This window comes from Gilliamella sp. B3817 (genome assembly GCF_026536705.1).
Lineage (GTDB): Bacteria > Pseudomonadota > Gammaproteobacteria > Enterobacterales > Orbaceae > Gilliamella > Gilliamella apicola_I.
The window spans coordinates 20,414-34,852 of record NZ_JAFNNV010000005.1; the positions used below are offsets into that span (position 1 = coordinate 20,414).

The 14,439-nt window shown below is 34.3% G+C and carries 14 protein-coding genes and 1 tRNA gene; 11 read left to right on the forward strand and 4 right to left on the reverse strand.

Annotation, left to right across the window (positions count from 1 at the left end):
* Positions 1-7 precede the first annotated feature (7 nt).
* The 11 genes from J3U36_RS07475 (at position 8) to yegQ (ending at position 9,853) form a co-directional block, all read left to right on the forward strand.
* Entirely contained in the window at positions 8-1,477 is a 1,470-nt protein-coding gene (locus J3U36_RS07475; RefSeq protein ID WP_267378816.1) for a sensor histidine kinase, read from the forward strand.
* Positions 1,458-2,141: a response regulator transcription factor gene (locus J3U36_RS07480; RefSeq protein WP_267352291.1), complete on the forward strand. Its 684-nt coding sequence runs from the start codon at positions 1,458-1,460 to the stop codon at positions 2,139-2,141. The genes J3U36_RS07475 and J3U36_RS07480 overlap by 20 nt, the downstream gene beginning before the upstream one ends.
* 129 nt (positions 2,142-2,270) lie before the next feature.
* Positions 2,271-2,876, forward strand: coding sequence for a recombination mediator RecR (recR, locus tag J3U36_RS07485; RefSeq protein WP_220217117.1), 606 nt, complete (start codon positions 2,271-2,273; stop codon positions 2,874-2,876).
* A 123-nt stretch (positions 2,877-2,999) separates the two neighbouring features.
* On the forward strand, positions 3,000-3,818 hold the full coding sequence (locus J3U36_RS07490; protein ID WP_267378811.1) for a pyridoxal phosphatase: 819 nt from the start codon (positions 3,000-3,002) through the stop codon (positions 3,816-3,818).
* A gap of 13 nt (positions 3,819-3,831) precedes the next feature.
* Complete coding sequence (gene truC, locus J3U36_RS07495; protein WP_267359855.1) at positions 3,832-4,545, forward strand: tRNA pseudouridine(65) synthase TruC; 714 nt, start codon at positions 3,832-3,834, stop codon at positions 4,543-4,545.
* 322 nt (positions 4,546-4,867) lie between these two features.
* Positions 4,868-5,278: a DUF4878 domain-containing protein gene (locus tag J3U36_RS07500; protein WP_267378808.1), complete on the forward strand. Its 411-nt coding sequence runs from the start codon at positions 4,868-4,870 to the stop codon at positions 5,276-5,278.
* A gap of 91 nt (positions 5,279-5,369) precedes the next feature.
* Positions 5,370-5,978, forward strand: coding sequence for a YiiX/YebB-like N1pC/P60 family cysteine hydrolase (locus tag J3U36_RS07505; protein ID WP_267378805.1), 609 nt, complete (start codon positions 5,370-5,372; stop codon positions 5,976-5,978).
* A gap of 337 nt (positions 5,979-6,315) precedes the next feature.
* Positions 6,316-6,389: transfer RNA gene (locus tag J3U36_RS07510), tRNA-Cys, on the forward strand.
* A 197-nt stretch (positions 6,390-6,586) separates the two neighbouring features.
* Complete coding sequence (locus J3U36_RS07515) at positions 6,587-7,057, forward strand: DUF7424 family protein (protein WP_267378802.1); 471 nt, start codon at positions 6,587-6,589, stop codon at positions 7,055-7,057.
* A 973-nt stretch (positions 7,058-8,030) separates the two neighbouring features.
* Positions 8,031-8,222 carry a thermostable hemolysin delta-VPH gene (locus tag J3U36_RS07520; RefSeq protein WP_065557694.1) on the forward strand — a complete coding sequence of 64 codons (192 nt, stop codon included), beginning with the start codon at positions 8,031-8,033 and terminating at the stop codon, positions 8,220-8,222.
* A gap of 287 nt (positions 8,223-8,509) precedes the next feature.
* Positions 8,510-9,853, forward strand: a complete 1,344-nt coding sequence (yegQ, locus tag J3U36_RS07525; RefSeq protein WP_267378799.1) for a tRNA 5-hydroxyuridine modification protein YegQ — start codon at positions 8,510-8,512, stop codon at positions 9,851-9,853.
* A gap of 48 nt (positions 9,854-9,901) precedes the next feature.
* Here yegQ and proA read toward each other — a convergent pair whose 3' ends face one another.
* The 4 genes from proA to gpt all read right to left on the reverse strand — a co-directional run bounded on the left by proA (position 9,902) and on the right by gpt (position 14,295).
* Positions 9,902-11,155, reverse strand: coding sequence for a glutamate-5-semialdehyde dehydrogenase (gene proA / locus J3U36_RS07530; RefSeq protein WP_267378797.1), 1,254 nt, complete (start codon positions 11,153-11,155; stop codon positions 9,902-9,904).
* Between the two features lie 182 nt (positions 11,156-11,337).
* Positions 11,338-12,450 carry a glutamate 5-kinase gene (gene proB, locus J3U36_RS07535; RefSeq protein ID WP_267378794.1) on the reverse strand — a complete coding sequence of 371 codons (1,113 nt, stop codon included), beginning with the start codon at positions 12,448-12,450 and terminating at the stop codon, positions 11,338-11,340.
* A 24-nt stretch (positions 12,451-12,474) separates the two neighbouring features.
* Positions 12,475-13,731, reverse strand: a complete 1,257-nt coding sequence (frsA, locus tag J3U36_RS07540) for an esterase FrsA (protein ID WP_267378792.1) — start codon at positions 13,729-13,731, stop codon at positions 12,475-12,477.
* A 30-nt stretch (positions 13,732-13,761) separates the two neighbouring features.
* A complete protein-coding gene (gene gpt / locus J3U36_RS07545; RefSeq protein ID WP_220217131.1) occupies positions 13,762-14,295 on the reverse strand; it encodes a xanthine phosphoribosyltransferase in 534 nt (177 codons plus the stop codon).
* Positions 14,296-14,439 lie beyond the last annotated feature (144 nt).

Genomic DNA, 14,439 nt, shown 5'->3' on the forward strand with positions numbered 1-14,439 from the left:
CGAAAGTATGAAAAAATTAGCAGCGATTCTCTCTTGTATAATATTTGTAATGGCTCTTAGCTATCTTGGTTGGCGTAGTATTGAACATGAAGTTTTAATGCGTCAACATCAGCAAAGATCGTTAGCACAAAGCCGATTGGAGAATATAAAATCATCGATTGAATCGCTGTTAAATCAGCGTTCCGTTTATTTGATTAGCTTAATTCAACTTTTGGAAAAGGGCGCCGGTACGTTTGATAATCTGTTACAATCGCAATCAGATATCAAAAATGCTTTCGAAATTCGCCATAATAACATTGTTTATATCAGTAATAGTAACGATCTGCAATGGGTTAAATTTGTTGAGTCGATTAAGTATGATAATGCAATTTTAATCAACCCCAATTCGTCGAATGAATTATCTCTGCCAACCTCGGGTTGGTATCAGTCTTATGATCATCTGATTTTTTGGTCTAAAAAGGGTAACATTATCAAGGGATTTGAGCTATCAACGATTAAATTTGCGTTAGATATTATTCGGTTATTTGAAGATCAATCTATCGATGATAATTTCAGTCTCTATGAGGGTTCAAAACAAATCTATGTTCATGGTCACTCTACAATCAATGACATTAATGTGATGCTTGACTATCCACTACAGAATTGGCAATTAACTTATTATTATTCATCACCAAACTTTGTTACCTTTTATTGGTTAGGTGGTGGAATATTATTTTTGTTTATTGTGTTAGTTATTGGTATCGTTTGTTATGTTTATCGAGAATATACACGAGCGATTCGTTTAGCTAAACAACAAGTTAGCTTTGTTGGGCAAGTTTCACATGAGTTTAAAACGCCATTAACTAATATCACACTTTATTCAGAAATGTTAAAAGAACAGTTAACTGATGAACCTTTCCCTGTACCTGAATATTTGGATGTGATCACCAGTGAAAGTCAGCGATTAACTCGCTTAGTGCAAAATGTACTTAATTTAAGCAAGCCAGCTAAACAGAATTTTAAAGCCGTTAATTTAACGTTGCTCATTGAGCGAGTTTATCAAACTTTCAATCCCGTTCTTAAAACAAAATCTTTACAACTGAATTTGATTTTAAATTCGAATAAAAATCACACTATCTTTACCGATGAAGATAGTGTGATGCAAATCATAAGTAATTTTTTAAGCAATGCAGAAAAATATGCTGTAGATGGCAAAAAAGTTGATTTATCACTGACGACCCCAAATAATCAGACTATTATCACCGTGCGGGATTATGGTCGTGGTATTCCTAAGCATCTATTAAAGAAAATTTTTAACCCCTTTTATCGGATAAATTCATCCATTACCGAAGGCGTTTCGGGAACAGGAATTGGGCTTACTATTGCCAACCAATTAGCGCAGCAATTGCAGGGTACTATCAAGGTAACCAATGAAAATCCGGGTACTGCGTTTTCATTAATTTTAACGGAGCATGTGCATGAAGATTTTAATCGCTGAGGATGATCATAACATTCGTAAAGGAATGTCGGATCTTTTACAACAAGAAGGTTATACCATCCTTCAAGCTGAAAATGGGAAAACTGCGCTTAAATTGTTTAAACAGGATAAACCTGATTTTATCATTTTAGATATTATGATGCCCGAAATGGATGGGTATTGTGTTTGTCGTGAGATTCGAAAATTAGATGATGATATACCGATTCTTTTTTTATCCGCTAAAGATGAAGAAATCGATCGCGTTATTGGTTTAGAGCTTGGCGCTGATGACTATATGAGTAAACCTTTTGGCATTCATGAACTTCGAGCAAGAATCAAAGCTATTGCTAAACGTTATTTAAAATTAAAACATGCTAACCATATAAACGATGAATTTTTTTATTTTGGTGATTTGACGGTTTATCCAATCGAGTTATGTGCAAAACGTAATCAACAAGTAATCGAGCTTTCACTTCGAGAAATCAAAATTATATCTTGCCTGTATCAACATCAAAATCAAGTTGTGACAAGGGATATGCTTTTTGATTATGTATGGGGATATGATTATTCACCAAATAGTCGAACACTTGATCAGCATATCTCTAAATTACGTAAACAAATTGAACTCGATCCATTGAATCCTGTTTTAATTAAAACCATTCATGGCTTCGGTTATCGACATTAAAATCGGGTGATTTATTAAATCGTTCTGCCTGAATTGAAATTTAAAAGCGATGTAATTGTTGTTTTATCAAAGCTTGAAAAGAGGTATTATTAACGCTAAATGTATTTATTGTGATAACTAAACGAATTTATGCAAATTAGCCCATTATTAGAATCACTCATGGAAGCATTACGTTGCTTACCTGGCGTTGGTCCCAAATCTGCACAACGGATGGCTTTCCATTTATTACAGCGTAATCGACAAGGCGGTATTAAATTGGCTCACGTACTTCATGAAGCGATGATTAATATCGGTCATTGCCAAGAGTGCCGAACTTTTACTGAACAATCCATTTGTACCATTTGTGCCAATGCTCGTCGTCAAAGTAGCGGTCAACTCTGTGTTGTTGAAACCCCAGCAGATATTGTTGCTATTGAACAAACCGGTCAATACAGCGGTCGTTATTTTGTATTGTTAGGTCATCTTTCTCCTTTAGATGGTATTGGTCCAAGTGATATTGGTCTTGATCTATTAAAGCACAAACTATCTTCAGAAACGATCAGTGAGGTTATTTTAGCGACGAACCCAACAGTTGAAGGGGATGCAACCGCCAACTATATTGCTCAAATGTGTGCAGAGTTTGATGTAACGGCAACCCGTATCGCTCATGGCGTGCCAGTTGGTGGAGAACTTGAAATGGTAGACGGTACAACGTTATCGCACTCGTTTGTTGGTCGTCAAAAAATTGAATGGTAAATCGGTTGTAGATTAAGCATTAGTGTTTGCTAATTAGTTACCAAATCATTCGTTAAATTAGCCAAAATCGAATGATGTAAAAGGGTGTAGGAATAGTTATTTGAAGATAGAAAGAGGAATAAAATGAAGTATAAAGCCGTTGCCTTTGATATGGATGGTACTTTACTTGCCAGTAATCGTCTAATTTTACCTGAGACAGTTGCGATGATTGAAAAAATCAGTGCCCAAGGTGTTAAAGTTATTTTAGTTTCTGGTCGTCACCATTCTGTTATTTATCCGTATTATTATCAATTTAAATTATCAACACCTGCTATTTGTTGTAATGGATCTTACCTGTATGATTTTGAAAAACAGCAATCATTTGCCGGTAAACCCATGACAAAAGAGCAAGCAAAAACATTGCTTAATTTGGTCAATCAATATGGTATTCATACGCTTATTTACACTGACAAAATGATGACTTATGAAGTGCTCGATGATCATTTAGAAGGTTTTTTTAAATGGGTAAATTCGTTGCCTTCATTTTTACAACCTGAGATTAAAAAAGTAGATAGCTTTGACACAGTAATTGACGAAGCAGGAGCAGTTTACAAATTTGCCACAAGTAGTCATGATCTGCCTGCATTACGACAATTTTCGGATGCTGTTGAAGCACTTAATCAATTTTCATGCGAATGGTCTTGGTCGAATCGCGCTGATGTCGCCGTGAAGGGCAATACAAAAGGAAATGGTTTAATGCATTGGGCTAAACACGAAAATATCGATCTTAGTGAAATCGTCGCATTTGGTGATAGCTATAATGATATTTCAATGTTGACGTTGGCGGGGCTGGGTATTGCGATGGGTAACGCAGATGATGAAGTGAAAGCCAAAGCCGACCATGTTATTGGTGACAATAACAGTACCAGTATTGCGAGTGAACTTGAAAAACTGTTTTTATAGTATTTGTTAAATAATGTTCGAAATTCTTTATCAAGATGATGCTTTAATTGCGATTAACAAGCCATCCGGTTGGCTTGTGCATCGCAGTTGGTTAGATAAACATGAAACAACGGTTGTCATGCAAACTTTGCGAGATCAGATTGGGCAACATGTGTTTCCTATTCATCGCTTAGATCGTCCTACATCTGGGGTATTATTGTTTGCTTTATCTAGTGAAACGGCTCGTTTAATGTCACAACAGTTTGCAACTAAACAAATTGAAAAAACGTATCATGCAATTGTTCGTGGTTATGTTGAAGGTGAGGCGATAATTGATTATCCATTAGTTGAGGAGCTGGATAAAATTGCCGATAAGTTCTCAACACCGAATAAACCCGCACAAGATGCAATTACCTTTTATCGAGGTATCAGTAAGATCGAAGTACCGATTAAAGTTGGTAAATTTGATACAGCAAGATTTAGTTTTGTGGAATTAAAACCCCAAACCGGTCGAAAACATCAATTACGCCGCCACATGAAACATATATTTCATCCTATTTTAGGTGATAGTAAACATGGCGATCTTCATCAAAATCGAGCTTTTACTGCTTACTTTGGTATTAAAAGACTAATGTTACATGCAAGTTCTCTTAATATTATTCACCCACTAACGCAGTGTCCAATCACGATTAAAGCTGATTTAGATAATAACTGGCTATCTATTTTGAAAAATTTTGAATTGATTTAATCAATTCATTTTATCTTTTTATTAAATAATTTGGCGTTATTTTAGTGCAAGTAGCTTTAATTTCTATTAATAATACAAATGAATAGGGTCATTAAGTCCATTTAAAAAACGGAGTAAATAAAGTATTAAAATGTAATTTAATATAACGATTTTGTTTTTGATTACTTAAGAATAATTAATAAAATTTTACTTATTTCTTTTCAATTAAAATATTACATAGTATGATTTTGTACCTTTTCAAGTTTGTAAATCGATTTATGCTACCTTGAAAAGGAATTCGAATAGATTTATGTCGTTAATATTCTGTTAATGGGAAAAAAAAATGAAATTAGTTGTAAAGTTTTTGGGTATTTTTATGTTATCGCTTATGGTTTTTGCCTGTACCAATAATGATTCTCCAGAAGCCGTTGGAGAAAAATTTACAAAAGCTGGTTATAGCGTTGATATGGATACCTTTATGGATTTATTGTATATTTCTGATGATATGCAAAAAGATGGTGTTGATGTAAAAATACTATTAAAAAGTAAATTTAAGAGTGTTTTAGATGAATCTGCAAAAATGGCAAAAAACCATGGCGGAATTGATAAAATCGTTAGTTCACCTGCTGAATATAATACCGATAAAACAAAAGCTCAAGTTGAAGTCACTGTTTCATTTAAAGATGGTGCTCAAAAGAAATCTAGTTTAGATTTGATAAAGATTGATGGCAAATGGCTTGTCAATATGAAATAAATCATAAGAATAGTATTTAATAACGAAAATAAAAAAGGGTAAATCAATGGTTACCCTTTTTCAATTATGATTAACTAATTTTTAAATTGTCATGAAATTTTGCCATTATGTCTTTATTGTTATATTGTTTTGTTCTAATTTAGTGACAAAAACGGTATCAGCTGATTCTTTAGATGCTCAATCTAACTTTATTCCACTTATAAAAGTAGGGGATTGGATTTTTCGCAAAGGTGTTCAAATTGATAGCTTGGTTATTAATCAATTAGGCGGGGGTGATTTTTCTCATATTGGTTTTATTATAGCAACTGAGCCAGAAGTTAGAGTAATTCATGCAACAACAGGCGATAATGAAAATCTACCAAATCAAGTTATTATTTCAACAATTGACGAATTTACTACGCCTTCACTTGCACAGAAGTATGCGATAGCAAGACCCCATTTTTTATCTGATCAACAACAACAATTGATAGTTGCAGAACTATTAACTAAACAAGGTGCTCCATTTGTACTAGCTAGTCGTGATGAAGATCATTTATATTGCACTACATTGCTTTATGACGCCATTGTCAAAATTTATCCGGAGTTTAATTTAGAATGGAAGTATGCTAACTTTCCTTTATTCAATGGCATTTACTTATTTCCGAGTGCCTTCGCAGACTATGAGGGTATCACATGGATCTATCACTATTCTGAAAATTAATCAGATGGACAAAGCTTGTAATAACCGTTCTGATAAATCATGGTTATTAGCTTTATTAATTTAAGTACTGACATCAGTCGTTATCAACCACCATTTTAGTTAATCTGTAAGCAGGTAAATACCATTTTAAAACGTAATAGACTAGGTGATTTTTGCTGATTACTAAATTTTATTTTTTAAATTTATGTCTATTATATGTTGAACTTTGGATGAATAATTATCGAAAAGGGCAGTGAGATTAAATAACTTTTGTGACTGCTGTAATTATAAACTATTTATTCTTGACGTATAAACATGCCAATGCTAATATTTGCCACCTATTCAGTTAGACCTCAACGGCGCGTTGGCAGAGTGGCCATGCTGCGGATTGCAAATCCGTCTACCTCAGTTCGATTCTGGGACGCGCCTCCATTTATTGTCAATAAAATACTGTCATATTAAAACAATCAACGCTTCTATACGGCACAAACAGGTATAGTGAATTAGTTCCTACAGTAAATCTGACTGATGTCAATAGTGTAACTGCCAAAACTGTTCAATCGAAACTCATTGTTGAGGTTATAGCATGCACTGATTTTGAGGATTCAAGAAAGGAATCTTCAGATTTAATGGGCGTAAAAAAAGCGATTTCAGAAGTTTTCATAGATGCTAAATATATAGAGTGCTATCGTGAAAAAATGGACTCAAAGGCGTTGTTCGAAGTTCCAATTACAGTTGGTGGTAAAACGGCTGTTGGCGATATCCAAATCACTAATGCTGGATTTGGTGGGGGGATGATTATTAGCATGTCTGAAAGAATAAAAAATAAGATTAATCGTGCTACTAAATCAGCTATGTCTAAGCCAGAGCCTTCTATAACAATAAATCTGAATAATGATTTAAATTCGGAACTCGATATTGTTGCTCATGCGGTATATTTAGATAATTATGCACTGCCGTTATCGCCCTACACGCTTTTAACTGGCGAAAAACACACGTTTAAATTATCTGACGTTTCGGTCTCCTCTGCATTTGAAAACGGAGTAGCGCTGATTTATGAGAATTTAAATAATAGAATGAAGATGGAAGTCAAAAAATAACGTAGTTTATCCTTAATTATAATTTATTCAGTGACAAATCGTGTCGCTGAATAGGTGGTTTCCCGTCATCAGTTAACTTTATAGAGGTGCTGATTTTGCTGACCAAAATAATTAACATGTTTTTTTGTTACTAGTTCATTAATAGTCACCTAAATTAAAAAATTGCTTTTATCCCTATAGAATGAATTTGACGCTTTAACTGTGATATCTATTCAATCGATAAGAATATTTGGCAATGTAATATTAATTCGTTTTTTTTCCAACAATTGCTGGCAAATTAATGCCAATGATCATCCAAGTACCGTAATACTTATATTCAGCATTTTTTATATGAAGTATAGTCATTATGAAGGCTTTTAACATCTTTTTCACCTGATTCAATCATGTCTGGAATAGTTCACAAAATGGCTTAGGTTGCCATTGCATGGATGTCGCTTTCTTTGTCGCCAGTCAGAAAAAAAATTCCGTTTTTTAATTGTTTTCGAACTTTCTCATAAAATTAACTATCTGCTATAGAGGATAGTTGAAAAAATGTTTTCTTATAATTTATAAAGTTATTTTAGACTAAAGGAATAGTAAGATAAGTTTGAAAAGAATTGTTATTTTGTGATAAATATTATATTGTAAAGATTATTCAAAATATGGAGATAACTATGATACCAAATTTAAGCATTTTTGGAGTATTTGTTTTAAGCCTAATATTTTATTGGTGGATTTATGCAATTATTTTTTTAACTGGTTTTTATATCTTTTGTTTCTCTAGAGGTAAATTTATGCGTAGGTTTGGTGCTTCATTAATGCTGTTGCCAGTATGTTGTTATTTGTTCTTCATATGTACTATTAAAATTTAATCGTTCAAATGAAAATAACTTAAGCTATATTCTCTTTTATTTTTTTATTTAAACCGATTGCTATATTGCTCAAAAAAGAGTACAAATAATAGTCAAATATAGGTATTCTTGATTTGACTACTATGAGCTACTTTAATTATCATGCAAAAGCAAAAAAATTAATCAAAGATGGTTTTCTTCTGGGCTATGAGTTTGTGGATAATTGGAATGGAATTAAACCCGCTTTGGTGCTGTATTTTGTGAACGAAAAGCCTATGCCAATCAGAGAGTATCGTTGGGAAGAGTATTTCCCTCTTATTAATAAAGAAATCTAAAAGATGAATAGTTAAAAAAAGTGAAAACCATTCATTTACTGGTTTACGATATATGTTATATTCTTATCGTTGTTCCAATCATTAAAGAATTAGTTATTTGAACAATTTGATTTGAATTTAATCATCATTTTTGATGAAAATCGTATTAAATCCTATCAAGTTAGGATTTGTTAAGTTCATCTTTAAATAAATTTGCCAAGCTCTAGCCTAAAGCGTAAAATGCCCACCTATTTTGCTTAACCTATTACTGCTGAGTAATACTGACTTGAAATCAGAGGCATTTTTTAATGACAAATTTATACCCAAAACCTGAGTTACTTTCGCCTGCCGGTTCTCTTAAAAATATGCGTTATGCGTTTGCTTATGGTGCAGATGCGGTTTACGCCGGTCAACCTCGTTATAGTTTGCGTGTTCGCAATAATGAATTTAATCATGAAAATTTAGCTATCGGCATCAACGAAGCCCACGCACAGGGCAAAAAGTTTTATGTGGTGGTGAATATTGCACCTCATAATTCGAAACTTAAAACGTTTATTCGTGATCTTGAACCTATTGTCAATATGAAACCCGATGCCTTCATTATGTCTGATCCGGGTTTAATTATGCTTGTTCGTGAGCATTTTCCGGAAATGGAGATTCATTTATCGGTACAATCCAATGCTGTTAACTGGGCAACCGTTAAATTTTGGCATCAAATGGGATTAACACGTGTTGTGTTGTCTCGAGAGCTGTCTCTTGATGAGATTGCCGAAATACGTGAAAAAGTTCCTGAGATGGAATTAGAAGTGTTTATCCATGGTGCACTTTGTATGGCATATTCTGGGCGTTGTCTGTTATCTGGTTATATTAATAAACGAGATTCTAACCAAGGCACTTGTACTAACGCATGCCGTTGGGAATACAAAGTTTCCGAAGGAAAAGAAGATGAAGTAGGTCAGATTGTACATAAATATGAGCCCATACCGGTACAACAAGTTGAACCTACACTTGGCATTGGTCAAACAACAAATAAAGTATTTATGTTAGAAGAATCTGGTCGACCGGGTGAATACATGCAAGCATTCGAAGATGAGCATGGAACTTATATCATGAATTCTAAAGATTTAAGAGCGGTAGAACTAGTAGAAGATTTGACTAAAATAGGTGTCCATTCATTGAAAATTGAAGGGCGTACCAAGTCCTTTTATTACTGTGCAAGAACGGCACAAGTGTATCGTCAAGCGATAGATGCTGCAAGCGAAGGTAAGCCATTTGATCCTCGTTTGTTGGCTGAACTTGATTCTTTAGCGCATCGCGGTTATACCGAAGGCTTTTTGCGTCGTCATAAGCATGAAGATATGCAAAATTATGTTCACAGTCATTCGGTATCCGACAGACAACAGTTTGTGGGGGAATTTAGTGGTGAACGTCTAAATGGTTTAGCGGAAATTATTGTTAAGAATAAGTTCTCAGTGGGTGATAGTGTTGAGATGATGACACCAAAAGGTAACATGACTTTTACTATTGAACGTATGGAGAATAAAAAAGGGCAACCAGTGCCAGCGGGATTAGGTGATGGACATATTGTTTATATCCCTATCCCAGAAGAAATCGACTTAAATTATGCATTATTAATGCGTAATTTTGACTAAATATTGAAGTATCAACTGTCAGGTGTTACTGAACAGTTGATACAGATTTTATTGACGAATTAAATCATCCCCAATACCTATCCACTTATAGGTTGTTAATGCTTCAAGTCCCATAGGGCCTCTGGCATGTAATTTTTGAGTACTTACAGCCACTTCAGCGCCTAAGCCAAATTGTCCACCGTCGGTAAAACGTGTCGAGGCGTTGACATATACCGCTGCAGCATCGACTTGATTAACAAATTGTTCCGCATGTATTAGGTTACGGGTTAAGATTGATTCTGAATGACCACTTCCATATTCTCGTATATGTTCTATTGCATTTTCGAGGGAATCGACGATAACAACATTAAGGTCTTTTGATAGCCATTCTTGACGTAACTCTTCATCTTTTATCGGATACACATTAGCTTTATTTGAGTTTAACATTTCAATTGTGCGCTTATCTGCATGTAAGGTAACCTCATTATCCGTCATTATTTGACTTAATATCGGCATAAACATTGGTGCAATTTTATGATGAACTAATAATGTTTCCAGCGTATTACAAGTACTAGGCCGCTGTGTTTTGGCATTAATAATAATGGCTAAAGCTTTATCAAAATCAGCACTTTCATCAACAAAAATATGACAAACACCAATTCCACCTGTAATGAAAGGTATAGTAGATTGTTCACGGCATAACTGATGGAGTGCCATGCCACCTCTTGGAATAATCATATCAATATACTTGTCGAGTTTAAGTAATTCGTTAATATATTTTCGGTCAGGATTGTCAATATATTGTATGGCGGTTTGTGGTAATCCAACTTGTGATAAGGCTTGTTGGATAATAGAAATAATCGCCATATTAGTCTTGAGCGTTTCTTTGCCACCTCTGAGTATCGCAGCATTACCTGTTTTTAAGCAAAGCGAGGTGATATCAATGGTTACATTTGGACGAGCTTCATAAATAACACCAATTACACCTAATGGCACTCTGTGACGTTGTAACTTTAAACCACTGTCTAACGTTGACCCATCAATAATTTCACCTATAGGATCCTTCAATGTGATAACTTTACGAACATCATTGGCAATCGAAGATAATCGCTCAGGGGTTAGCAGTAGACGATCAACAATAGCATCACTTAAGCCTTGTTCTTTTGCTAATTTTATATCGTGCGCATTAGCTGTTAGAATCAGGGTACTTTGTGCTTCTAATAAATCGGCAATGACCGTAAGTACTTTATTTTTAGCAGCAGTAGGGCATTGTGCTAATTGGTATGCAGCTTGTTTTGCTGCTTTTCCGATTTGGTTTAACATGATGAGACCTTTATAGATTTTTTAATTCTTAATATTGGTTAAGCGCATAATATACGTTTAAAGCATTATGCTGATTTTCTGCCTTATTATTGGTATTTATGAATTTAAATCAATTGATTTTATCTTAATTATTAAGCCTAATAATTATTAGTGTATTGTATTTGAATAAGATTGCTAATAAATTATGATTTAATAATCATATCATTTCGATGAACGGCAACTGAACCATATTCATAGCCAATAATTTGGCTAATTTCCAATGAGTGATGTCCTGCTATTTGTTGTAGTGCATCGCTATTATAACGACTGACTCCTCGGGCAATGGATTTGCCTGATTTATCGCATATATCAACCACTTCACCACGTGAAAAGGTTTGTGCAACTTTTATAATTCCTTTAGGTAAAAGGGAGCTTCCATTATTTAAAATTGCATTCACTGCACCGTCATCTAATATAAGTTTTCCTGCTATCGGTGCACCAAATATCCAATGTTTGCGATGTTCTAATGGTGTTTTTTGAGCAAGAAAACGAGTGCCGACCGATTTATTATTCATGATATCGATAATTACATTGGGTCTGTTTCCTGCCGCTATCACAACTTCGATACCGGCACTTCCTGCGACTTCGGCAGCTTGTATTTTTGTGCTCATTCCACCAGTACCTAACCCTGAAACACTATCGCCTGCGATACTACGCAAATGATCGTCGATCTGTTCGATTTCTGAAATTAATTTAGCGTTTTTATCTGATCTAGGATCGGCAGTATATAAACCTTCGATATCAGTTAATAAAATAAGTTTATCGGCTTCTGCTAAAATAGCCGCAAGTGCAGATAAATTATCATTATCGCCAACTTTAATTTCCGCTGTTGCTACCGCATCATTTTCATTGATAACGGGTACAATTTGGTTATCCAACATTGCTTTTAACACATCTTGAGCATTTAGGAATCTTTCACGATCTTCTAAATCTGCACGTGTTAATAGCATTTGACCAATGTAAATTTTATAAATAGAAAACAGTTGTTCCCAAAGTTGGATGAGTTTACTTTGACCTACAGAAGCAAGTAATTGTTTTGATGCAACCGTATTAGGTAGGTTAGGGTAGTTTAAATACTCTCGTCCGGCAGCAATCGCACCTGACGTTACAATAATAACTTTATGACCTTCTTGATGTAAGATTGCACATTGTCGTATTAATTCTACTATCTGTGCACGATCTAGCTGTTTTGTCCCACTTGTTAATACGCTTGTACCCAATTTAACCACGACAACTTGCTGTTTTATGTTAGTCATAACAATACTCATTTTATACTGGTATTACAAAATAGACTTCATCCATATTACTGATTGTGTTAATGCTTGATGTAAACTTTTTTGTAATGGTGTTTTTGGAATAGTGATAATTTTATTTTGCTTGGCTGAATGAATAAGTTTTGCTTCAGTTAAGGTACTAAGTTTATCATTTTCGAAAATAATATTCATCACAGGAACTGGGCAAGCTCGAGTTAAAAGACCCTGATTTTTTAGTGAAAAATAATTTAATTCGGCGGCTAATTGTTGGTTGGATATTAGCGGTAATCCCAAACGGCTAGCTAGCATATCTTTGTAGCTATTAGGTAGATTCTTTTGTAGTTCTTTATCAGTGAAAATTTGATGAACAAAAGGTGTAAAATTAAATAATCCTTTTATTTTATTTGGCATCAAATAGGTTAATCGTGTTGCAATATGCGAACCAAAACGAAAACCTGCCACAATTAAACGATTATTATCCACCCAAGGCACGGTAGAAAGTTGCTCAATAATGGCTTGATGAATCTGACTACTATTTTGAGTTAAAGTGAAGTTACGACTGTATCCAACACTGGGTAAATCCACAGTTAACATCGCAATGCCTTGCGGTGCTAAATATTCACTAAAATATCGATAAAAATCAATTTGCAAATTACCAAGTGCATTACAGATCACAACGACAGGGCATGTACCTTCAGTTTTAGGTAAATGAAGTAGCGTTTTGACATTCCTATCTTCAACTTTGAATTCAAGTTCTTTAATCTTATAAGGGGAATAATTGAGTGCTTTTGTATAAGCTTGATATGCACATGTTTGAGCATACATCGCTAACTCGTCATTTTTAAAATGAGGATAGCTTGCAATACTTGCATATTCACTTGCAATCAAATAATAAGTATTTAGATTTTTTTTATCGTCTTCGCTTAAATTGGTGGGATCGATAGCATCGGCTTTTGCTGACCATTCAGCAGCCTGATTCAAAAATTCGTAAATCCAATTACCAGGTTGATAACTAATAACTGAATCTAACCATTTATCATTGGTGTGTTTTTTAGTTGAAGCAGCAATTCGTGATAAAACTGCTTCAACTTCAAGCTTTGGCAAACCACGCCAAAACCACAAAATGGGATTGATAATTCTATACCATCTTGAATCTAGGTCGCCGTCTAACGGACTAATACTACTACCGTCACTGTAATCAATACGATTAATAAGCCCCGAAGTTTCTGGATAATCATATTGCTGTTTAAATATCTGTTCTGATAGATTTTTAGTCGCTGACATAACAGCCAATTATCCCTTATGATAGATTAATTATTCATGATCACTAATTGGTTTAACAAACATGACACCGGTATCCCAAGGCTGCTCAATCCAAGTATCTTGTTCAATATCTACAACATAATCATCAACAAGAGGTTTACCAGCCGGTTTTGCAAATATAGTCACAAATCGTGCTTTAGGATACATATCACGAATGGTGTGAGCGGTGTTACCGGTATCAACTAAATCATCAACAACAATAAAACCTTCACCATCACCGTTAGCTTGTTTAAGAATCAGTTTTTCACGCTGATGATCATGATCATAGCTTGAAATACAGACAGTATCAACATAACGAATGCTTAATTCTCGAGCAAGAATCGCAGCTGGTACTAAACCACCACGGCTTACTGCAATAATGCCTTTCCATTGATTTGCGGGTAATAAACGTTTTGAAAGTTGACGTCCATAGGCTTGTAACATTTCCCAGGTAACGTTGAATTTTTCTTTTTCAGCGATGATTTCAGCTTTATGCTGTTTTTTAGCTTTAATTTCTTCTTCAGTTAAATTTTGTTCTATTGACATGAGTAACTCGCAATTTTAATCGAATGTGTAAATATAATAAATTAATATTAATGGACTAAAAATAGATGTAAAATTGCACCTTATTATAGAGCGATTACACAAAAAAAACCACTCATTAATTAATTACTCACTTAATATTGAGGA